18 protein-coding genes and 1 pseudogene are annotated in these 21,942 nt (G+C 67.4%); 8 read left to right on the top strand and 11 right to left on the bottom strand.

The features are described 5' to 3' along the window. Positions 1–15: 15 nt before the first annotated feature. Complete coding sequence (araD, locus tag DFR50_RS03340; protein WP_113887788.1) at positions 16–714, top strand: L-ribulose-5-phosphate 4-epimerase AraD; 699 nt, start codon at positions 16–18, stop codon at positions 712–714. A 101-nt stretch (positions 715–815) separates the two neighbouring features. On the opposite strand, the gene DFR50_RS03335 is transcribed toward araD, so the two are convergent. From DFR50_RS03335 to galU, 3 genes are all read right to left on the bottom strand, one after another. Further along, positions 816–1,253, bottom strand: a complete 438-nt coding sequence (locus DFR50_RS03335; RefSeq protein WP_113887787.1) for a hypothetical protein — start codon at positions 1,251–1,253, stop codon at positions 816–818. Positions 1,254–1,374: 121 nt separating this feature from the next. Next, positions 1,375–2,361 carry a KpsF/GutQ family sugar-phosphate isomerase gene (locus DFR50_RS03330; protein ID WP_113887786.1) on the bottom strand — a complete coding sequence of 329 codons (987 nt, stop codon included), beginning with the start codon at positions 2,359–2,361 and terminating at the stop codon, positions 1,375–1,377. Positions 2,362–2,439: 78 nt separating this feature from the next. Beyond that, positions 2,440–3,330: a UTP--glucose-1-phosphate uridylyltransferase GalU gene (gene galU / locus DFR50_RS03325; RefSeq protein ID WP_113887785.1), complete on the bottom strand. Its 891-nt coding sequence runs from the start codon at positions 3,328–3,330 to the stop codon at positions 2,440–2,442. Between the two features lie 152 nt (positions 3,331–3,482). Here galU and galE point away from each other — a divergent pair, with 152 nt between their 5' ends. Further along, the gene (galE, locus tag DFR50_RS03320; RefSeq protein ID WP_113887784.1) at positions 3,483–4,481 is read left to right on the top strand and encodes a UDP-glucose 4-epimerase GalE; all 999 of its coding nucleotides are present in this window, start codon (positions 3,483–3,485) and stop codon (positions 4,479–4,481) included. Positions 4,482–4,558: 77 nt separating this feature from the next. On the opposite strand, the gene DFR50_RS03315 is transcribed toward galE, so the two are convergent. From DFR50_RS03315 to DFR50_RS03290, 6 genes are all read right to left on the bottom strand, one after another. After that, entirely contained in the window at positions 4,559–5,128 is a 570-nt protein-coding gene (locus DFR50_RS03315) for a PadR family transcriptional regulator (protein WP_113887783.1), read from the bottom strand. A 1,124-nt stretch (positions 5,129–6,252) separates the two neighbouring features. After that, positions 6,253–7,545, bottom strand: a complete 1,293-nt coding sequence (locus DFR50_RS03310; protein WP_113887782.1) for a glutamate-5-semialdehyde dehydrogenase — start codon at positions 7,543–7,545, stop codon at positions 6,253–6,255. Between the two features lie 87 nt (positions 7,546–7,632). Continuing rightward, positions 7,633–8,163 carry a molybdopterin adenylyltransferase gene (mog, locus tag DFR50_RS03305; protein ID WP_210208793.1) on the bottom strand — a complete coding sequence of 177 codons (531 nt, stop codon included), beginning with the start codon at positions 8,161–8,163 and terminating at the stop codon, positions 7,633–7,635. An 85-nt stretch (positions 8,164–8,248) separates the two neighbouring features. Next, the gene (locus DFR50_RS03300; RefSeq protein WP_147262645.1) at positions 8,249–8,491 is read right to left on the bottom strand and encodes an XrtV sorting system accessory protein; all 243 of its coding nucleotides are present in this window, start codon (positions 8,489–8,491) and stop codon (positions 8,249–8,251) included. A gap of 147 nt (positions 8,492–8,638) precedes the next feature. Beyond that, positions 8,639–9,589, bottom strand: coding sequence for an exosortase (gene xrt / locus DFR50_RS03295; protein WP_113887779.1), 951 nt, complete (start codon positions 9,587–9,589; stop codon positions 8,639–8,641). Further along, the gene (locus DFR50_RS03290; protein WP_113887778.1) at positions 9,589–11,055 is read right to left on the bottom strand and encodes an undecaprenyl-phosphate glucose phosphotransferase; all 1,467 of its coding nucleotides are present in this window, start codon (positions 11,053–11,055) and stop codon (positions 9,589–9,591) included. The genes xrt and DFR50_RS03290 overlap by 1 nt, the downstream gene beginning before the upstream one ends. A gap of 141 nt (positions 11,056–11,196) precedes the next feature. Here DFR50_RS03290 and DFR50_RS31200 point away from each other — a divergent pair, with 141 nt between their 5' ends. From DFR50_RS31200 to DFR50_RS03275, 4 genes are all read left to right on the top strand, one after another. After that, complete coding sequence (locus DFR50_RS31200) at positions 11,197–11,718, top strand: hypothetical protein (protein WP_147262644.1); 522 nt, start codon at positions 11,197–11,199, stop codon at positions 11,716–11,718. A gap of 55 nt (positions 11,719–11,773) precedes the next feature. Next, on the top strand, positions 11,774–12,475 hold the full coding sequence (locus DFR50_RS03285; protein ID WP_113887777.1) for a trypsin-like peptidase domain-containing protein: 702 nt from the start codon (positions 11,774–11,776) through the stop codon (positions 12,473–12,475). A 172-nt stretch (positions 12,476–12,647) separates the two neighbouring features. Continuing rightward, positions 12,648–13,871 carry an efflux RND transporter periplasmic adaptor subunit gene (locus DFR50_RS03280; RefSeq protein ID WP_245427285.1) on the top strand — a complete coding sequence of 408 codons (1,224 nt, stop codon included), beginning with the start codon at positions 12,648–12,650 and terminating at the stop codon, positions 13,869–13,871. A gap of 3 nt (positions 13,872–13,874) precedes the next feature. After that, positions 13,875–17,069 carry a multidrug efflux RND transporter permease subunit gene (locus DFR50_RS03275; protein ID WP_113887776.1) on the top strand — a complete coding sequence of 1,065 codons (3,195 nt, stop codon included), beginning with the start codon at positions 13,875–13,877 and terminating at the stop codon, positions 17,067–17,069. 1,409 nt (positions 17,070–18,478) lie between these two features. On the opposite strand, the gene DFR50_RS03270 is transcribed toward DFR50_RS03275, so the two are convergent. After that, a complete protein-coding gene (locus DFR50_RS03270) occupies positions 18,479–18,970 on the bottom strand; it encodes a chorismate mutase (protein WP_210208792.1) in 492 nt (163 codons plus the stop codon). Here DFR50_RS03270 and DFR50_RS03265 point away from each other — a divergent pair. After that, the gene (locus DFR50_RS03265) at positions 18,954–19,796 is read left to right on the top strand and encodes a protein-L-isoaspartate O-methyltransferase family protein (RefSeq protein WP_113887958.1); all 843 of its coding nucleotides are present in this window, start codon (positions 18,954–18,956) and stop codon (positions 19,794–19,796) included. The genes DFR50_RS03270 and DFR50_RS03265 overlap by 17 nt on opposite strands. 151 nt (positions 19,797–19,947) lie before the next feature. On the opposite strand, the gene DFR50_RS03260 is transcribed toward DFR50_RS03265, so the two are convergent. Further along, the gene (locus DFR50_RS03260) at positions 19,948–21,456 is read right to left on the bottom strand and encodes a glycosyltransferase family 39 protein (protein ID WP_113887774.1); all 1,509 of its coding nucleotides are present in this window, start codon (positions 21,454–21,456) and stop codon (positions 19,948–19,950) included. Positions 21,457–21,538: 82 nt separating this feature from the next. On the opposite strand from DFR50_RS03260, the pseudogene DFR50_RS33520 reads away from it, so the two are divergent. After that, positions 21,539–21,868: pseudogene (locus tag DFR50_RS33520) on the top strand (cupin domain-containing protein); the annotation flags it as partial. Positions 21,869–21,942: the final 74 nt, after the last annotated feature.

Below are 21,942 nucleotides of genomic sequence, written 5' to 3'. Positions count from 1 at the left end.
GGGAGCCGTCGAGCCATGTCGCAGTTCACCGAACTCAAGCGCGAGGCCTACGAGGCCAACGTCGCCCTGCCGAAGCACGGCCTCATCAACCTCACCTTCGGCAACGCCAGCGTCGTCGACCGTGCGCGCGCCGTGTTCGCGATCAAGCCGAGCGGCGTCGATTATGCGGCGCTCACGCCGAACGACATGGTCGTGGTCGACCTCGAGGGCCGGACGGTCGAGGGCGCTCTACGGCCGTCGTCCGACACGCCGACCCACCGGAAGCTGTTCCTCGCGTTCGGATCGATCGGCGGCGTCGTCCACACCCACTCCTCGCACGCGACCGCCTTCGCCCAGGCGGGGCTGCCGATCCCGATCTTCGGCACCACCCACGCCGACTACTTCAACGGCGAGGTTCCCGTGACCCGCAAGATGACGGCGGCCGAAATCGCCGGCGCCTACGAATGGGAGACGGGAAACGTGATCGTCGAGCGGTTCGCGGCCATCGACCCGGCCGACTTCCCCGGCGTCCTGGTCAATCGCCACGCGCCGTTCGCCTGGGGACCGAGCGTCGCCAAGGCGGTCGAGACCGCGGTGGCGATGGAATGCATCGCGGACATGGCGTTGATGTCGCTGACGCTGGCGCCGAAGCTCGGACCGATCGAGCCCGAGCTTCTGGCGAAGCATTTTCGCCGCAAGCACGGCGCCGGCGCCTATTACGGGCAGACGCGGTAGCCGCGGGCGTCCCGCCGCCCGGGAGCGCCGGACGCGCTCGCTCCCAAGTCGCAAATCAGTCTCGAAACGGGGTCGCGCCCCTGCGCGAGCGGCGCAAACGCCTAGCCCAGCGCGATCGACATGCCGCTGAGGTCGATCGAGAACATCAGCCCCATCTGCCGCCCGTGCAGCTTGAGGACCACCCCGCGCGCGTTGGTGAGCTGCGCGACCGATCGGCCGCCGGCGACGGACATTCCCGCGCCGATCGCCGAATAGATGCCCTCGATGTCGGCGGGCTGGCGCAGATGGTAGGCGCTGCCGACGAGATCGGTGCCGGAGGCGCCGATGGTCGCGCCGGCGCTCACGCCGCCGATCCTCAGCCGGAAGTCGGTTCCCTCGAAGCGCAGGATCCCGCTGCCGACCGACGCGCCGAAAATGAAGCCGGCGCTGAGGATGCGGATCGAGATCGATCCGGTCGCCGCCTCGGCGGAACCGAGAAGCGCGCCGGAGGCCAATGCGGCTCCGGACACGATGAGAGAACGACGCGTGATGGCGTTCATGGAACCCCCGGGGTGCGACTCACGGCCGAAAAACACTGGCCGAAGCCCTGTTTAGACCCCGTGATCGAAGCTTGACAAGCCGGGCGGCGAAAGCCGGTCCCGCTTCTGTCGGCCTGGCCGGTCACACCGCGCCGATGCGCATGAGGTCGTGGAAGTGCACGATTCCGACCACCTCGCCGCCGTCGACCACGAGCAGGGCCGAGATCTTCTGGCTGATTCGCTCCAGCGCCTCGGCGACCAGCGCGTCCGGCGCGATGGTGCGGGGTTTCCGCGTCATCACCTCGGCGACCGGCGTCTCGAGCGAGAAGCCGTTGCGGATATGGCGGCGCAGGTCGCCGTCGGTGACGATGCCGACGAGCTTGCCGTCCTCGAACGCCGCGACGCAGCCAAACCCCTTGGAGGACATTTCGACGATCGCCTCGGCCATCGGCGCGCGCGCGCCGATGCGCGGAATGCGCTCGCCCGCGTGCATGACGTCGCGCACGTGCTGCAGCTTCGCCCCGAGCTTGCCGCCGGGATGCAGGTCGCGGAAATCCCGGGCGGTGAACCCTCGGCTTTCCAAAAGCGCGATCGCGAGCGCGTCGCCGAGCGCGAGCTGCATGGTCGTCGAGGTCGTCGGCGCGAGGCCGTTCGGGCAGGCTTCCTCGGCGGTCGGCAGCGTCAGGCGGATGTCGGCCTCGCGGCCGAGCGCGCTCGCGGGGCTCGCGGTCATCACGATCAGCGGGATCGCGTAGCGCTTGGCGAAGGTGACGATGGCGGCGAGCTCGACGGTTTCGCCCGACCACGACAGGGCGAGCACCACGTCGCCGTTCAGCACCATGCCGAGGTCGCCGTGACTGGCTTCGGCGGGATGGACGAACGAAGCCGGCTGGCCGGTCGAGGCGAGCGTCGCCGCGATCTTGCGCGCGATGTGGCCGGACTTGCCCATGCCGGTGACGATGACGCGGCCGCTGGCGGCCGCGATCGTCTCCACCGCCCGGGAAAAAGCGGCGCCGAGCTCGCCCTCGCCGGCTATGCGCATCGCCGCTTCGAGGGCTTCGAGGCCGCGGCGTTCGTTGTCGAGGGTTCGCAACGCCGAAAGGACGGCGCCGGACTGTTCGTGAATCATGCGGGTGTCTATCACCGCCGCGCGCGGCGGCCAATGGTCTGGGCCGCCCGCGGGCGAGCGGGCGGCGAGGCGGGCCGGTCAGCCCGCCACGAAACCGAGCTTGCGCAATTCCTCCTTGAGCCCGGCGGCGAGGTCTTGCCGGCTGAGCGCGAAGGCGATGTTGGCGGCGAGGAACCCGAGCTTCGAGCCGCAGTCGTAGGTGGTCCCCTCGAACCTCACCCCGTGAAACTTTTGCTTGCGGGCGAGCTGGATCATGCCGTCGGTCAGCTGGACCTCGCCGCCTGCGCCCTTGTCGACCAGCTCGAGGATCTGGAAGATCTCCGGCTGCAGGATGTAGCGCCCGGAAATGATCAGGTTGGACGGAGCTTTGCCCGCTTTCGGCTTCTCCACCATGCCGGTGATCTCGCAGGCGCGGCCGTGATCGGCGCCGATCGCGACGACGCCGTATTGGTGCGTCTCCTCGGGCGGAACCTCCTCGAGCGCGAGAATGTTGCCGCCGAATTCGTTATAGGCCTCGACGCACTGGGCGAGGCAGCGGCCGCCGCCGCCGCCGGGCTTGGTCACCATGTCCGGCAGCAGGACGGCGAACGGCTCGTCGCCGACGATGTCGCGCGCGCACCAGACCGCGTGGCCGAGGCCGAGGGGGGCCTGCTGGCGGGTGAAGCTGGTCGCGCCGGCGGGCGGCAGGTCGGCCATCAGGGCGGCGTAGGCGCCGTCCTTGCCGCGCCGCTTCAGCGTGTCCTCGAGCTCGTAGGACGAATCGAAGTGATCCTCGATCACGCCCTTGTTGCGGCCGGTGACGAAAATGAAGTGTTCGACGCCCGCTTCGCGCGCCTCGTCCACGATGTATTGCAGAATCGGGCGATCGACGACCGTCATCATCTCCTTGGGGACGGCCTTGGTCGCGGGCAGGAAGCGGGTGCCGAGGCCGGCGACGGGAAGAACGGCTTTGCGGATCGGCTTTTTCATGGATTTTTTCGTCCCTGAAAGCGCCCCACAGCGGGCGCCGGTTTGGTAACGTCCGAATCAGTCACCGCTTAACAAATCCGGTCGCGGCCCGCCATGCGGCTTTCGACGACAAATTGCCGGATCGCGGGACGGCAGAATGGAAGGGCGATCGAATGAGCGTACTGGTCACGGGCGGCGCCGGCTACATTGGCGGACACATGACCCTCGGCCTGCTCGACGCCGGGGAGGAGGTGGTCGTGCTCGACAACCTCTCGACCGGCTTCGACTGGGCGGTCAAGGAACCGGCGCGCCTCGTGGTCGGCGACATGGGCGACGCCGATCTCGTCGCACGGCTGATCGAAGAGCACGCGATCGACGCCGTCGCCCATTTCGCCGCCAGGATCGTCGTGCCGGATTCGGTCGTCGATCCGCTCGGCTACTATCTCAACAACACCGCCAAGGCGCGCACGCTGATCGAGACGGCGATCAACGGGGGCGTGAAAACCTTCATCTTCTCCTCGACGGCGGCGGTCTACGGCGAGACCTCGTCGGAGCCGGTGTCGGAGGAGACGCCGCTCGCGCCGATCTCCCCTTACGGACGCTCGAAGCTGATGGTCGAGTGGATGCTCGAGGACGCGTCGCGCGCCTACGATTTCCGCTACGTCGCCCTGCGCTATTTCAACGTCGCCGGCGCCGATCCCGAAGGGCGGCTCGGCCAGTCGACGCCGCGGGCGACGCATCTCATCAAGCGCGGGGTCCAGACCGCGCTCGGCATGTATCCCAGCATGGAGATTTTCGGGCAGGACTATCCGACCCGCGACGGCACCTGCATCCGCGACTACATCCAGGTGACCGACCTGATCGACGCGCATTTGGCCGCGCTCCGCTACCTGCGCGACGGCGGCGAGAGCATCGTCTGCAATTGCGGCTACGGGCACGGGCAGACGGTCAGGGAGGTCGTCGACGTGGTCAAGCGCGTCTCCGGCGTCGATTTCAAGGTGGTCCTGTCGCCGCGCCGCGCCGGCGACCCGGCCGCCATCGTCGCGCGCGCCGACCGCGCCAGGAACACGCTCGGCTGGCGGCCGACGCGCGACAATCTCGACGCCATCGTGCGCCAGGCCCTCGACTGGGAGCGCCGTCTGCACAACAGCCGGCCGGGACGCGAGCCGTAGCGCAAGCAAAACGCGCGCGCGGGGGCGGCCGTCGCGCCGTCCCCGCTCGCGCGCCGGGGACGGCGATCGCCGCCGGTTCAGGTCCGCTCGATCGTCTTGGCCGCCTGGTCGAGGGCGTCGACAATCGCCTGGACCTGCTCCGGGGTCGCGTTGCGGGCGCGCAGGCGGAGCCGGGTCGCCGCGCGCAGGTTCATCATGGCGCGAATGACCGAGCCCATGCCGGCGCGCCCGAGCGCCTCCTCGCGCTCGGAGAAGCGGGCGAAGATGGCGTCGACCTCGGGCTTCGACCGGGCCAGCGCCGCCTCGCCCTCGGGCGTGACGCCATAGAGCCTGCGGCCCTGCTCGTCCTGGCTGGTCGCGGCGTAGCCCATCTCCTCGAGCATGGTGAGGGTCGGATAGACGACGCCCGGGCTCGGCGAATAGTCGCCGCCGACCCGCTCCGACAATTCCTTGATGATCTCGTAGCCGTGGCGGGGTTTCTCCGCGACCAGCGCGAGAATGACGAGCTTGAGCTCGCCGCCGTCGAACATGCGCCCTTCGCGCGGGCCGTTCCCGCCGCCGCCGCGTCGGCCCCAGCCGAACGGGCCGTGTCCGGGTTCGCGATGGCGGCCGTGGCGGACATAATCCTCGAAATGACGATGGAACATGAGTTGGTTCTCCCTTGCAGGACATATCCAAGATATGTCTCATCAAAAGATATATCTTATAGCGCCGCGCGCAAGATCCGGGCGCGCGAATTTTCCGCTGCCCTCCCGGCCGGGCGCGCGCGTCTCCCGGCCCCGCGCCGCCCCATACGGGCAGCCGCCCCGGCGCGGCCGAGTCGAATCATTTCTTCCGAAAATCAGAAATCCGTGCTATACGTCCAATCGTCCGCCCTTTGAACGCGCAGTCGCAACCGGCCTCCGCGCGCCTCGGCACGCTGTTTGACAGACGGAGGGTGATGACGGCGGGAGGCGTCATCGCCCCGCCTCGGCGTCGACAAACGCCCGCAAATTCCGCCGCAAACCCTTGGAAGACGACAAAACGCGCCCGGGACGAAAAGGCGCGCTGGCGGCGTCGGCCGGCGCCCGACGGCGTCATGCGCCGGACCGGCGTCAAGAGCGGCCGGGTCGCGGTCGGGGCGATCGGGTCGCGTCGGCGCCGTTGGTCGCGGCTGAACCGGCGGCTCCGCCGCCCGCACGCCGGATGCCGGCCTTCCGGAGATCGCTCGGTCGCCTCGCCCGCACGCGGGCGCCGCCGAACGCCGTCATCGCGCCGACGGCGCAAACGCCGTCGTGGCGGTTTCAGCCGCCCGGAAAAGTCCGTGCAACGTATTGAAAACGCGAGAAACAGGCTCGGGGTTGGGGCGTCTGTCGCCCGGCCGTCGCGGGACGACGGGCTGGCGCCGCCACTGAGCCCGGGCGGACCCGAGGGCGGAGAGTCGCCCGGAAAAATCCGCGCAACGTCTTGAAAAGGCTCGAAACCGGCGCGGGTCTGGGGCCCCGCCGCCGGGCGTAGAGCTGTCGACACGATTGGGCCACGCCTGGCCGGCGAGGCCAACGCTTTCCTCTCTCTTCCGCGAGAGCGGCGGCCGGGCCAAGCCCGGCAGGGCGAGGGTGAAGAACGCCGACACACGGCGGTCCAGGGGCCGCGACAGCAGCAAAGCGGCCTCTGGATCGCATCGCTTCGCTCGCGATGACGGCGCTCTTCACGCCCGTCCCGGCAGGGAAGCCGCCCGGAAAAATCCGCGCAGTCCCTTGAAAACGTTCGAAACCGGCCGATCTCGGCGGCGTCAGGGCCGGATCTGGCCGTCGCCGCGCACGCGGTACTTGAAGGTGCAGAGCTGCTCGACCCCGACCGGGCCGCGGGCGTGCATGCGGCCGGTGGCGATGCCGATCTCGGCCCCGAAGCCGAACTCGCCGCCGTCGGCGAACTGGGTCGAGGCGTTGTGCAGGACGATCGCCGAATCGACCTCCTTCAGGAACCGCTCGGCCGCCGCCTCGTCCTCGGTGACGATGCAGTCGGTGTGATGCGAGCCGAACGTCTCGATATGGTCGATTGCGGCCTCGAGGCTGTCGACCACCCGGACGGCGATGATCGCGTCGAGATATTCCGTCCGCCAGTCCTCTTCGGTCGCGGGCGTCACCCGCGAGTCGGCGGCCTGGGCCGCGGGATCGCCCCGCACCGCGCAACCCGCCCCGATGAGCGCCTCGATCAGGGGCTTCAGCAGGGCCGGCGCCGCGTCGCGATGGACCAGCAAGGTCTCGGCCGCGCCGCACACCCCGGTGCGGCGCATCTTGGCGTTGACCAGGATCTTCACCGCCTTGTCGCGGTCGGCGCCCCGGTCGACGTAGACGTGCACGATGCCCTCGAGATGAGCGAACACGGGGACGCGGGCTTCCCGCTGCACCCGGTCGACGAGGCTCTTGCCGCCGCGCGGCACGATGACGTCGAGCGTCCCCCCGAGGCCCGCCAGCATCTCGCCGACCGCGGCGCGCGACGCGGACGGCGCGCGCGAGATCGCCGCTTCCGGCAGCCCGGCTTCGCGCAAGCCCGCGACGAGGCAGGCGTGGATCGCGGCCGACGAATGAAAACTGTCCGAGCCGCCGCGCAGCACCACGGCGTTGCCGCTCTTGAGACAGAGCGCGCCGGCGTCGGCGGTAACGTTGGGACGGCTCTCGTAGATGACGCCCACGACGCCGAGCGGCGTCGCCACCCGCTCGATCGCCAGGCCGTTGGGTCGGGAGAAGGTCGCGAGCACGCGTCCGACCGGGTCAGGCAGCGCCGCGACCTCCTCGAGGCCGCGCGCGATGGCCTCGACGCGGCCTTCGGTCAGCGCGAGGCGATCGAGAAACGCAGGCGTCAGTCCTTTGGTCTCGCCCTCGGCGAGGTCGCGCGCGTTGGCGGAGAGAATCGCCGGCGCGCGCTCGCGCAGGACGCGGGCGGCGGCGGTCAGCGCCTGGCTCCTGCGCTCGGACGGCGCGTTGGCGAGCGCGCGGGCGGCGGCGCGGGCCTGCCCGCCAATGGCGCGCATGGCGGCGCGGACCTCGGCCTCGGGCTCGACAATCTGGACGGCGGCGGACATGGACCCTCCGATCACGGCCGATCCGCACCATCTAGCGGAGGGTGCGGCGAAACGCCACCCCGGCCGGTTGGGCGTCGCCGAGGGGCGTCAGCTCTTCGGCCGGAACGCGACGCAGAATTTCGGGTTCGTCTCCAGGCGGGGCCCGCCGATGAGGTCGATGCAATAGGGCGTCGCGGCGAAGACGGCGTCGAGGCACGTGCGGATGGCGGAGGGCTTGCCCGGCAGGTTGACGATCAGGCACGATCCCCGGGTTCCGGCGATCTGGCGCGACAGAATCGCCGTCGGGACCTCGGCCAGGCTCTTCGTCCGCATCAGTTCGCCGAAGCCCGGAAGGACGCGGTCGCAGACCGCTTCGGTGGCCTCGGGCGTCACGTCGCGAGGGCTCGGTCCGGTGCCGCCGGTCGTCAGGATGAGCGGACAGCGCTCGGCGTCGGCGAGTTCGATCAGCGCCGCCTCGATCTGGGCTCGGTCGTCCGGCGTCAGCCGCCTGACCGGCCGCCAGGGGGTGGCGAGCAGGTCCGCGAGCGCCGCCTCGATGCCGGGGCCGCCCTTGTCCTCGTACACCCCCTGCGAGGCCCGGTCGGAAATGGTGAGAACGCCGATGGGGATGTCGGGCACGTGCAGTCTCTCGAGCAGAAGGAAGCGAACGGCCGGCCCGATCGGGCGGAAAGCTCGCCGGCCGCCTTCGCTGTCGCGACGAAGGCTAATGTCTGACGACGATGTAGGTGTAACCGATTCCGGCGACGATGAGAACGACGGCGAGCGCGTCGAGCCAGAGGTAGCCGCGCTGCAGCGCCACGTTGCCGACCTGGTTGGCGATCGCGAAGGCCGCCGCCGGCAGCATGAAATGCGCCAGCACCTTGAGTCCCCCCTCGGTGAACATGAAATACGTCAGCACCAAGCAGGCGAAAGAGATCACCGTGACAAAATCATATACGGTCTTCATGGAAAACCCGCCCCAACCCAGCTTCATCGAATTCGCGATCGCGGAAAACCGACCGCCTTCCTCAAGCACCACTCGAAGTCCCCTGCGTCGCTCGTCGCGCCGCCGCAACCTTCCGCCCCCGCCTCCGTCTCCAGAGCGCGCGCCGCCTCACGTCGCGCTCGGCGCCCCTCGGGAAGGGGGAAACGCCCGGCGGATCAAGTAGCCGGTCCCGATGAGCACGGTGTCGAGGAGGAAAAACAGGACAAGCGCGAATACGAACAGCGCAATGCCCGTCACATCGTGGAACAACCCTTCGACTCTGTCGACCCCGAGGTAGTAGGACCCCAAGACCAGCGCAAGCACGCGGAACAGGTTCGCCATGACCGTGATCGGTATGATCGACAGGATCAGAATCGCCTTTCGGATCCAGTTGTTGTGGACGAATTCGTACACGTAGAAGATCCCGATCGCCGACAGGGCGAAGATGGAGTTCATTCCAGAACAGGCGTCCTTGACCATCAGTTCGTAGGAGCCGATCATGATGATCACGCCGTTCTGGGCGATCGGGTAACCAAGAGCATACAGCAGGTTGGTGACCACATCGGACACCCACGCCTTCAACGGCACGGTCAGAGCGTCCAGGATCCAGCCGGGCGGCGGGACTGAAAAGATCAGGAACGCCAAAGGAAACGCGAAGACCTTGGCGAGCGGCCAACCGCCGATCAACAGGAGACACGCGAGCAGGACAGGGATCTGGGTCGCGGTTTCGATCATCAGAATGTCCTGCGACCGGGTCACCGCCATGACGAGGAGCGACGCGATCAGGACGATCCAGCCGGCGACCGGCGCGGGTCTCGGGACAAGGTTGCGGAGTTTCTCCCGCTGTTGCCACGCGAGCCACACGGACGCCAGCATGATCAGCGGCCCATGCCCCTCCTGCTCGGTCTGCCAGGGTCCGTTTGCGAGTCTGATGTAGGTCGGGATGTAGGCGACGAGGAACGCGATCGCCATCGCGCCGAGCGAGACCAGGCGCAGGCCGTGGCTGCGTGCGCGCGCAGCCACGGCGGGATTGCCGACGGATCCGGACGTTGGCGATAGCTTGCTGGACAGGTCGGTCATCAATGTGCATTCTCCGCGGAGAAGACAACAAATATAGTTCTAATCATGATGGAAAAATCCAGCAAGACACTCCAGTTATTTATGTACCAAAGGTCAAGCTCGACTCTCCGTTGCATCTTGTCGAGGGTGTCTGTTTCCCCTCTGGCGCCGCAAACCTGAGCCCAACCCGTTATCCCTGATTTGACATGGTGTCTGAACGCGTATTTCTCGATCATGGAGGTAAAATATCGGTCGTGAGCCGCCGCGTGGGGGCGCGGCCCGACAATCGACATGTCCCCGTAGAACACGTTGATCAGCTGAGGGAGCTCGTCGATGCTCAGCCTCCGTATCCAGTACCCGACTCGGGTGACACGCTTGTCGTTCTTTTCTGCCTGACGGACGACATCGCCATTTTCCATGACCGTCATGGAGCGAAACTTGTACATGCGGAACGGGCGGCCATTGAAACCGTGACGCGTCTGGCGGAAAAACACCGGCCCCGGGCTGTCGAGTTTGATGGCGATTGCGACCGCGGTCATCAGCGGAGCGAGAATGACGAGCGCGGACAACGATATGACAATGTCGATGATGCGTTTGACCGCCTGCTCGACGGGAGACAGCGCCGCTCTCTGAAGTTCGATCGCGACCGTGTCGCCGATATCGCTGTGGGTCCTCTGAAAGAGTTGAGCCAGCGTCCCGAAAGGCACCAGCGTCACCGGCAGGGGGAGCACCCGCAAGCGCCTGGCGATGGGTCGAAGGTGAGCCATGCGCTCGGGATCGACGAACAGCAGGACTTCCTCGATGTCCGCTGTCCGGCACATGGAAATAACGCTGTCGATCACGTCATCGGACGACGATTCGCCGGCCGGCACATGAAAATGGGCGAGGATGAGATATCCGTAGCGGCTCAAGTTTTCGACGAACCGCGGCGGCAACGCGTCTTCGCACGTCATGCTGACGACCTTGCGCCCTCGCAGCGCGCCGCTCTCGAGCGCTTGCGGCAGAAAGGCCCGCCACGCGACACGATGGAGCAGCAGCGCCACGGCGCCGATCGCCCAAAACAGCAAGATGTCGCCGCGGGACAAATCGTGGCCGACCCCCCACGTGAACACGCCCGAGGCGAGTATGAAGAAGGCGCCGCACCACGCGGCCAGGACGCTGCGCGCCTGATCGTCGATGACGACGAGGCGCGCCGGGGTGTACAGCTTCTGGATGCGGATCACCGCAACGAAAAGAATAGCCACAAACACCGCGGCGGCGAGGGTGTGGGAAAACTCGCCCTCGAATTCCGACGGGACGTTGTGGTAAATGAGTTCGGCGCTGATGGCGGACAGAACGATGATCGCCAAGTCGATTGCGAGCGAGATCGGAGCGATGGCTCGGTACGCGATTGGGACGCGCCACCGCCGCTGCGCCGGCTTGCCGACTGGCGCTCCGCCGGAAAGCCCCCGCGCGGTTTCGGGCGCTACTTCGGTATCCGTCGTCATTCAGGTCGCTCGCGATTCGACGTCACACCCCAGCCTGACGGGCGCGGCTGTCGCCTCAATATATTCCCATATCGCTTTTGGGTACAAATTGTGGCCCCCGCATGCGGGATTTGCCATTTCGCACTCCCACAGCTTATGCGAATGGTGTTTGAAAAGGAAGCGGATCGAGGCGGTCCGCGGCGGTATGGGCGCCTCCGCGCAAGGTGGAAGCCGCAAACGGGCGAACGAGACATCGGTTTCGACGGGATCAACATGTTTGGCGCCTTGGTTTTTATCATGCGACTGGTCACGGGTGTTGCAGTACTCGTTGCGTCTTGGTTTGTCTTCGACAGGATTCATGACCGCAACACGGAAATTGTCGTCTCAATTCTCGGGTTGACGTATTGCTTCATTTTCCTAGTTTCCAGAAGACTGGAATACTTCGGACTGTCAGTATTTTCTTTTTTTGGCAGAACTGTATCGCATATCCAAAAAATTCCTTATGATCAGGTCATGCGCGACGAAATCGGCTTACCCTCGAGCGGGCGTCATCTCTATCTCAATGTCGTTTTTACGGCGCTCGTCGAACTGCTTTGTGTCTATCGCCTAGTGTCGTCCTTATCATCCCGAGGCTGGGACGCGGTATCCGATCCGATCAACAAGCTCATTGCGAGCGCTTTCTGATAGACACTCGTTCCCGCGCGCTGCGCGCGGGAACGAGTGCACGAGTCAAGGCAAGATGGCGAAGTTTGTCTCGGCGGTCGGGATCGGGCTGATGGCTTTGCTCGCGATCGGGCGGAATGCCGCTGCGCAGGAGGGGCCCGAATCCGAAGGGTTCGACGACGGACTTCGGCTGTACGCCGTCCACGTCAACCGGACGCCCGTGCAACCTTGGCCCGGATACGGGATGTACCTGGGGAACGGGCTCGTCATCACGGCGGCGCATGTTCCAGGAAACTTCGCTGACACCAGGCCCCATGTGATTATCGACGGACGCGACTATCCCGCCGGGCTGGTCAGGCAGGGCTCGCTGGAGGGCGTCGATCTGACGCTGCTGTCGATTGACGTGGCCGCCCTTCCGGTCCGCATGCGCATGCGGCGCCTGCCGCTTTGCGCGGCTTCGCCCTATCCGGGCGAGCGTGTCGTCGTCATCACGCCAGAGAGCGCCGCGCAGTCACGCGTCCTTCCGCCAGCCGCGGTGCCGACCGATCTTCGCGCCCGGTTCGACACCGTGATCGGCGACGTCGCGACCACAGGCAATTCCGGGTCGGGCGTCCTCGATGTTTACAATTCCTGTCTGTTGGGCGTCATCAGCCGCAAGATAACGATCGAGCGCGTCGGCGCCGGCCTTGGCGCGCGCAGGCAGAGCCAGGACATCGCCAAGTACTTCGTCCCGGTAACGAGTATCCGGGCGTTCATACCGCCGCAGGCGTCCTTCTAGGAAGCGCCCCGGGCGCCGGCCTGAAAAACCCTGGAGCCGGTCAAATTTCGTTGAACCGCAATTTCGCCCGATCATTTGATGGTATGGCCTCGATGAGTTCAATCACCGCGCCTCGAGCGCAGGCTGGAGGATTGCGCTCTGTCAGTACGCTCTGTCTGTTGAGGTGTTGCGAATGGGTTTCACGCGAACGGTTTCGATCGGGACGCTGGCGCTGGTCGCCGTCGCGGCCGCCGGCGTGTACGCGCCGGAGGCGGTCGACCGTTTCGCGCCGGCGCTCGGCCCGGTCATGCACCGCACGCACGACCGGATCCTGGGCGGACAGAAACAGGCGAACGCGGGACAGGCGGAGGGATCGCGCTCGGGCGCCGCGCCGGGCGGCGTCGCTCCGATCGCGGTAACCGTCACGCCTGCGAGGCGAGCGGATTTTCCGGTCATTCTCGAGAGCCTCGGCCAGGTCCAGGCCTACAACACCGTGCTCGTGCGGGCGCGGGTGGACGGCGAGATCGTCAGGATCGGGTTCAAGGAAGGTCAGATCGTCCAGAAGGGCGACCTCCTTGCGCAGATCGACCCGAGACCGTTCCAGGCGGCGCTCGACCAGGCCGTCGCGAAGAAGTCACAGGACGAGGCCACCGTCGCCAACGCTCGCCTCGACCTCACGCGCTACGCCACGCTCGCCAAGCAGAATTTCGCGACCCAGCAGCAGCTCGACACGCAGAACGCCCTGGTCAATCAGCTGACCGCCACGATCGCCGCCGACGCCGCTGCGGTCGACGCCGCCAGGGTCCAGCTCGACTACACGACCATCCGCGCGCCGATCACCGGCCGGGCCGGTTTCCGCCTGATCGACGAAGGCAACCTCGTGAACGCCGGCCAGCAAACGGGGATCGTGTCCATCGCCCAGCTGCAGCCGATCGCGGTGATCTTCACCGAACCCCAAGCTTATGTCGATCGTATCAACCAGGAGTTGGCGTCCGGCGCGCCCGACGTGACGGTCTTGAACACCGACGGCGCCAGAATCGCCGTCGGCAAGCTCACGATCAGCGACAACCAAGTCGATCCGGCGACCGGGACGATCCGTTTGAAAGCCGAATTCGACAATAAGGACGACGCCCTGTGGCCCGGTCTGGCGGTCACGACGCAATTGCGGCTCGGCGTCATGAAGAACGTCGTCGTCGTTGCTGCCGACGCGGTTCAGCATAGCGACAAGGGACTCTTCGTCTATGTTGTCGGCGACGACGGCCGCGCGTCGGTCCGACGGGTCAAGGTCGCCCGGCAGGACCCGACGACGGCCGTCATCGCGGAAGGTCTGAATGAAGGCGATCGAGTGGTGACGACGGGCGAATTCCTGCTGCAGCCCGGTTCCCTCGTCTCCGTCGACGCCGGAAGCGGGAGCTGACCGATGTTCGGCAGCATTTCCGCGCCCTTCATTCGCCGCCCGGTCGCGACCACGCTCATCATGGTGGCGATCTTCCTGGTCGGCCTCGTCGCGTTTCCGTCGCTGCCGGTGGCGCCCCTGCCGCAGGTCGACTTTCCGACCATTTCGGTGTCGGCGTCGCTGCCGGGCGCTTCGCCAGAGACGATGGCTTCGTCGGTGGCGCAGCCGCTCGAACGCCAGATCGCCCAGATTCCGGGCGTTTCCCAGATGACGTCGACAAGTTCGCTCGGCGCGACCGGGATTACCGTCCAGTTCGATCTCGACCGCAACATCGACGCCGCAGCCAACGATATCCAGGCCGCGATCAACGCGGCGTCGGGCCAGTTGCCGAAAAACCTTCCGAGCCCACCGACCTATCGCAAGGTCAACCCGTCCGACACGCCGATCCTGATTCTGTCGGTCGAGTCCGACGTCGCCCCGATCATCGACGTCGACGATGCTGCGGAAAACATTCTCGCCCAGCGCATCAGCCAGATTTCCGGCGTCTCCCTGGTCCGGGTCGGGGGCCAGCAGACCCCGGCCATTCGCATCCAGATCGACCCGGCGAAACTGGTGGAGAAGAACCTCCAGCTCGAGGACGTGCGGGCGCAGATCGGCATCTCGACCGTCGACAGCCCCAAGGGATCGATCATCGGGCAGAAGCAGTCCTTCACGATCTATGACAACGATCAGCTGACAAGCTCCGACCCCTGGAACAACGTCATCGTCGCTTACCGGAACGGCGCGCCGGTCTATGTCCGCGACATCGGCAAGGCGGTCATGGGGCCGACCGACACCACCCAGGCGGCCTGGTCGAACGGCAAGCGCAGCGTCTTCCTGGTAGTGTTCAAGCAGCCCGGCGCCAACGTGATCAACACGGTCGACTCGATCAAGAAAACGCTGAGAACGCTCGAGGCGGCAATCCCGCCCACGATCCACGTCGCGGTGCTGTCGGATCGAACCACCACCATCCGCGCCTCCGTCAAGGACGTCGAGCTGACGCTGATGCTGACCATCGCGCTCGTCGTCGGCGTCATCTTCGTCTTCCTGCGCAGCGTCTGGGCGACGATCATTCCGAGCGTCACGGTGCCGCTGGCGCTGCTCGGCGCCTGCGCGCTGATGTGGGCGGCCAACTACAGTCTCGACAACCTGTCGCTGATGGCGTTCACCATCGCGGTCGGCTTCGTCGTCGACGACGCCATCGTGATGCTGGAAAACATCACCCGCCACATCGAGGAGGGGGAGCAACCGTTCCAGGCGGCGCTGAAAGGCTCGGCGGAGATCGGCTTCACCATCATTTCGATCTCCATCTCGCTGGTGGCGGTGCTGATCCCGCTCCTGATGATGGGCGGCATCATCGGCCGCCTGTTCCGGGAGTTCTCGGTCACGATCGCCATGACGATCGGCGTCTCGGCCTTCGTCGCCCTGACCCTCACCCCGATGATGGCGTCACGGTTCCTGAAAGCGCACGACCAGCAGCGCCACGGCCGCCTGTTCAAGGCGAGCGAGGCCGGGTTTGTCGCGCTCGCGCGCGGCTACGAGCACGGCGTCGACTTCGTCCTGCGCCATCGCCTCGCCACGCTGCTCACCTTCTTCGCCACCGTCGCCGCCACCGTCTATCTCTTCACGATCATTCCCAAAGGGTTCTTTCCCCAGCAGGACACCGGCATCGTTTTCGGCACGACCGAGGCCGGCCAGGACATCTCGTTTCCGGCGATGTACAAGCTGCAGGAGCAGGCGGGCGCGGTCATCATGAAGGATCCCGCCATCGCCACCATGGCGATGGGACTGGGCGTCGGCGTCGGCAATTCGGCGCAGAACAACGGCCGCATGTTCATCACGCTGAAGGCCCGTGAAGACCGGGACGTCGACGTGTTCCAGGTGATCGCCCGCCTGAGGCCGCAACTGGCGAAGATCCCCGGCCTCAAGGTCTACCTACAGGCGGCCCAGGACGTCACCGTCGGCGGCCGCGCCGCCAGGACCCAGTTCCAGTACACGCTGCAGGACGCCAACCTCGACGAGTTGAACGCCTGGGCGCCGAAGATCCTCGACAAGCTGAAGGCGCTGCCGGAGTTGCGCGACGTCGCCACCGACCAGCAGAATTCCGGCACGACGCTGACGCTGAAAATCGACCGCGACATGGCCTCGCGCTACGGCATCCAGCCGCAGCTGATCGACGACACGCTCTACGACGCCTTCGGCCAGCGGCAGGTCACGCAGTACTTCACCCAGATCAACACCTACGAGGTGATCGAGGAGGTCCTGCCCGAGCTCAGGGGCGATCCGGCGACGCTGGACAAGCTCTACATCCGCTCGCCGGTCACGGGCCAGATGGTGCCCTTGAGCGCCTTCGCCAAATGGACGACCGCCCCGGTCCAGCCGCTGTCGATCAGCCACCAGGGCCAGTTCCCCGCGATCACCATCAGCTTCAACCTCGCCCAAGGGGTCGCGCTCGGGCCGGCGACCGACGCCATCCAGAAGGCGATGCAGGCGCTGCAGATCCCGACCGGCCTGACCACCACCTTCCAGGGCAACGCCCAGGCGTTCCAGGATTCGCTGACCACGGTGCCGCTGCTGATCCTGGCGGCGCTGGTGACGGTCTACATCATCCTCGGCATCCTCTACGAGAGCTTCGTCCACCCGCTGACCATCCTGTCGACGCTGCCGTCGGCGGGCCTCGGGGCGCTCGCGACCCTGATGCTGTTCGGCTACGAGTTCAGCCTGATCGCGCTGATCGGGACGATTTTGCTGATCGGCATCGTCAAGAAGAACGGCATCATGATGGTCGACTTCGCCATCAGCGCCAAGCGCGACGAGGGCCTGTCCAGCGTCGAGGCGATCCGAAAGGCGGCGCTGCTGCGCTTCCGGCCGATCATGATGACCACCATGGCGGCGCTGCTCGGCGCCGTGCCGCTGATGCTGAGCCATGGCACCGGCTCGGAACTGCGCCAGCCGCTCGGCTACACCATGTTCGGCGGCCTGCTGGTCAGCCAGGCGCTGACCCTGTTCACGACGCCGGTCGTCTACCTGTATCTCGACCGGCTGTCGCAGTGGCTGTCGGGCGGTTCGGGCGAGCGCGTCCCGGCGGCCGCTCCGGCCCCCGGGCGCGAGCCCGCCGACGAGGCCCGGCCGGCGCGCGAACCGGAATGGGCGGGCGAGCCGGCCAAGGCCGCCGAGTGAGGGGCCGCAAGCCCGCGCCGGTTTCGAGCCCTTTCAAGGGGTTGCGGCGGGATTTCCGGGCGGGTGTCACGCCCGAGGCGGTGTTCGCGAGGAGCGCGGCGCCCTCCCGATGAGCGCGCGACGGCCGCTCTGACGGCCGGATTCGGATTGAAGCCGGCGCGGGCGGGCGCCTTCGTGGACGCGGCTGCGGGCCGCGAACCGCGTTCGCCGAGCGCGGCTAAGAAGCGGCGCGCGCCCGGACATCGGCCTCGGTTCCGGATTTCCCGGCATTCGCGTCGCCGGCCCGGCGGCGGGTCCGGCCGACGGCGGCCAATGTGCAGTTCTGGCAGGCGACACATGATTTCAGGGACTTGGGCGCCGAAACCTGTCACTCCGTAACTCCCAAGCCGGCAGCGAATAGCGCCGTCATCGCGAGCGAAGCGAAGCGATCCAGGGCCGCTGGGCCGCTGTCGCGCCCTCTGGTCGTCCCGCCGCCCTTCCTTGCGAGCAATTTCTTCCGCAGGAAGCAAGCGGCGGCATGGATTGCTTCGTCGCTTTGCTCCTCGCAATGACGGGGTTGGGAGTTACGTCACTCCGTAACTCCCAAGCCGGCAGCGAACAGCGCCGTCATCGCGAGCGAAGCGAAGCGATCCAGGGCCGCTGGGCTGCTGTTGCGCCCTCTGATCGTCCCGCCGCCCTTCGTTGCGACCAGAAGACGGAGCGATTTTTTCCGCAGGAGGCAAGCGGCGGCATGGGTTGCTTCGTCGCTTCGCTCCTCGCAATGACGGGGTTGGCAGTTACGTCACTCTGTAACTCCCAAGGTGGGGTGAAGAACGCCCACATCGCGAGCGAAGCGATCCAGGGCCGCTGGGCCGCTGTTGCGCCCTCTGATCGTCTCGCCTCCCTTCGTCGCGAGCAGAAGACGGAGCGATTTTTTCCGCAGGAAGCAAGCGGCGGCATGGGTTGCTTCGTCCCCCGGGCTCGTCGACCAGGGGGTTGCTCCTCGCAATGACGGGGTTGGGAGTTGCGTCACTCTGGAACACCCGAGCCGCGGTGATGGCGGCAGGCAGTAGGCATCGGCAGTCCGCTCTGCAACACCCGAGGAGCCCTCGATACGCCCGACCCGGATGGTTCCTTCGTCGCCGCGAAAGCGGGACGCAGCGGCCGGGCCTCAAAAATCTTTGCAGTGGCGCACGATGGCCCCAGATGTCGCCCTGCGCGCCTGTGGATGCCGGCTTTCGCGGGCATGACAACTTTGGCGGCCACGCCCCTGCGCGCCGACGCTGCGTTCATGAAGCGCCCTGTCAAACAGCGGTGAGGCCGTTCGCCGGAGGAACCGGCCCGCGGCCTCTTTCGATCGTTTGAACGAGCATAGCCGACATTTCTGTTTTTTGGAAGCTTTTGCTTGGGGCCAGGGTTCGCCGCCCCGGTCACTTCGCCGGCGCCGCCTGCCGCTTCCCCCACTCGGCGCGCTCGAAAGTCTCGAACGCGGCGATCATCGCCCGAAACGTCGTTTCCGCGACCGTCGGGTCGAGTCTCTGCGCCGCGGCGTCGGCGCGAACTCTTGCGATGATCGCGTCGACCCGGGCGGGATCGCCCACGGACGCGGGGTCTTTCTTGAACCGCCCCGCTTCGCCCACATATTGCTGGCGCTCGGCCATCAGGCGCACGAGCTCGCGGTCGATGCGGTCGATGTTGTTCCGCACCTCGGCGAGCGTGGCGCAGCATCTGCCGCCGTCCGCCGACGGCGCGCCCCAATAGGCGGCTCCCTTCGCCGGTTCGTCGGCGCGCGCCGGCAGGGCGGCGAGGATCAGCAGGGTGAGGACGGAAAAGCGCATGGAGCAGGCCCGGATGGCGACGACGGCGCTTGACCTTCCCGCGCCGTTGGGCGCCAGAATGGCGTCCATGGACTTCGATGTCACGCGACGCGCGTTCCTCCTCGGCGCGGCGTCGGCCCCGTTCGCCGCGCCCGCGTTCGCCAACGTGCCGGCCCCCTACGACTGGAGCGCCTCGCCGCCGCGCGAGAACCGCGCGGCGTTCGTCCGGTGGATGGTCGACAACCGCGGCGAGGATCCGACCTTCCTCGGCCAGCGCTGGGACCGGCTGCAGCAATGCCTCGCGCGCCGCGACCTCTGGGACGAGGCCGACATCCGCGCGTTCCTCATGACGCCGCGGGAACGATTCGTGGGCGACGAAAACCTCGGGCGCGCCTATGAATGGCATCATCTCGACATCGGCTTCGGCGTCACCATCACCGGCCCGCACACGGTCGCGCGGATGACCAACACGCTGGCGATCCGGCGCGGCGAGAAGGTGCTCGAGATCGGCACGGGCTCGGGCTACCAGTCGGCCTATCTCGCCAACCTCACCCCGGAGGTTTTTACCATCGAGATCATCCCGCCGCTCGCCGCCCGGACGCGCGCGCTCGCCGCCCGGCTGATCGGCGAGGGCTACGAGGAGTACCGCGCCATCCGCGCCCGCGTCGCCGACGGCTATTTCGGCTGGGAAGAGCACGCGCCGTTCGACAAGATCATCGTCACTTGCGGCATCGACCACATCCCGCCGCCGCTCCTGCGCCAGCTCGCGCCGGATGGCGTCATGGTCATTCCCGTCGGCCCGCCCGGCGCCCAGCACGTGATCAAGGCGACGAAGGCGACGGCGGCGGACGGGACGGTCTCGGTCGTCCGCTCCGACATCTACGGTGGCGCGATCATCCCGTTCGTGCCGTTCACCGGAGGGCATCAGTAGGGGGCGTCGCCGCCACCCTGTCCTCCGCCAGGACGAACCCGGGTCCGGACCGATCAGATCCTTGGGAAGGCAAGGAATCAACGCTCCCGCCGCGCCGGTTCGCCAAGGGCGGCCGGCCGAGGCCGGCGCGAGCGCAGATGGTCGTGCGGGATCAGCCGAAATGCCTGAGCCGCGGCCACAGCTGATCGACCGGTTGCAGGATGTCCCGGCACAGCCACACCGTCTGGCCGGATTCTTCGGGCATCGCGAGCGGATGCGAGAACCTGCCGACCGGCTCGACCGAGCGGAACATCTGCGTGAGTCGCGCTCGCGTTCCGCCGAGAATGAGCACGACGCTTCCGTCGGCGCTGCGGGGACCCCAGAGAAAGTAGCTCTCGTGCCCGCTGATGGCCGGCGGCAGGCCCCAGGGAGCCCCGAAGACATCGATTGCGGCGGCGTCGCCGTAGTTCCAGGCGAAGAAGACGGCGCGCGCCCGGTCCTGCGGCGGCAGCGCCTGGTACGCCCGGCCGACGACCTCGGCCATCTCGGGCCAGCCGAACTGATCGGCGTAATATTGCGGCAGATCAGCGAGCGCGAGCCTTTCGCCGGTGCTCGGCCGGAATCCGATCGCGTGCAGATAGGCGATCAGCGTCTCGATCGGCAGGACGGGCAGGAACAGCGGCGCCGAAACGACGCCGACGACGAGGACCGCGGCCGCGAGCGCGGCGCGCCCGAGCGGCGGCAGCCACGCTTCGAGCGCGACCGCCCCTCCCGCCATCAGCAAGGGAAAGGCGGGTGCGATGTAATAGGGCCGCCCGTTGCCGAGCGCCGCGGCGGCGACCAGAAGCGCCGAGCTGATCGCGACCCACCGCAAGCCCCAAAACCCTCTCCAGACGGCGAAGGCCGCGAATCCGGCGATCCACAGCGGCGCCGTCGCCGGCCCGAGAGTCAGCGCCTCCTGCACCAGGAAGGCGCCGGGCGAGTGCGGGATGTTCTTGCCCGCCAGCACCGCCGTGTGGGCGACGAACGGCCAGCCGTTGCGGGCCTGCCAGACCAGGTTCGGGGCGGCGACGGCGCAGGCGAGCAGCGCCCCGGCCCAGGGCTGCCAGCGGGCGAGCAGGCGACGCTGCGGGGACAGAAGCAGAGCGAGCGCGATCGAGGCGAGATAGAGGGCGACCGTATATTTGGCGAGAAAGGTTACGCCCGCGACGGCGCCGGCGGCGAGAAACCAGCGCGGCTCGTCGTCGCGCTCCGCCTTGACCACACACAGGCCGATGGCGAGCCAGGCGAGCGGCAGCAGCGTGTCGGTCGTCAGGAGGACGCCGACGAGCTGCAGGGCGCCGGCCGCGAGCGCGGCCAGTCCCGAGAGCCAGCGCGCGTAGCGTCCGCCGCCCAGCACGGCCGCGGCCGTCGCGGCCAGCGCGACGAAGGCGGCGGAGGCCAGCGCGGGAACCAGCCGCAGCCCGCGCAGCGAACCGAACGCGGCGTCCGAGGCGGCGGCGATCAGCGGCACGAGCGGCGGCTGGTCGGTGTAACCCCAGGCCGGATGGCGTCCGCAGACGATGAAGTAGAGCTCGTCGCGGAAATATCCGTACCTTCCGTTCAGCCACAGGTGCAGGGCGAGCGTCGCCAGGCCGAGCGCGAGTTCGGGACGATCCAGAAGCCAATGTCCGCCCCGCATCGCAAACCCTCCCGCGGCTGGGCGCGAAGCGGGAAACGCTCCGCGGCGATTTGACCTCGCTTGTTTAGCCGCACGGACGCGAATGGCCAGCGACGGAGCGCCCGACTCGCCCGCGGACCTTTTTGGGCGAGGCGGGATCGGGATTGCCAATCCCCGGGGCGCTTCTTGCGACGCTCGCCCGTCACGCCGCGCGCCCTCGCCGCCGTTCGTGGTCGGCGTCGAGCGCGCGCCTCCGGGTTACGGCGCGCCCACCGACGTTCACAGCGCCGACGACGAGTTTTTCCACATCCTCGAAGGCGAACTGTCGGTCGCCGGACCGGGGAGAGAACGAACGGCCGTCGTGGTCGAATCGGTGAAGCCGCCCCGCGACGTCCCGCACGGCTTCCGCAAGATCGCAGACCAACCGGCGCGGATGCTGGTCGTTCTGTCCCCCCCGGCCTACGGGCGCCCGAGATGTTTCGCCATTTCGACCACGCCGGGCGAGCG

Origin of the sequence: Roseiarcus fermentans (assembly GCF_003315135.1) — a bacterium.
In the GTDB taxonomy this organism is placed as follows: domain Bacteria; phylum Pseudomonadota; class Alphaproteobacteria; order Rhizobiales; family Beijerinckiaceae; genus Roseiarcus; species Roseiarcus fermentans.
Note: the sequence above shows the minus strand (reverse complement) of the source record. Positions and strands in the feature narration are given on the sequence as shown.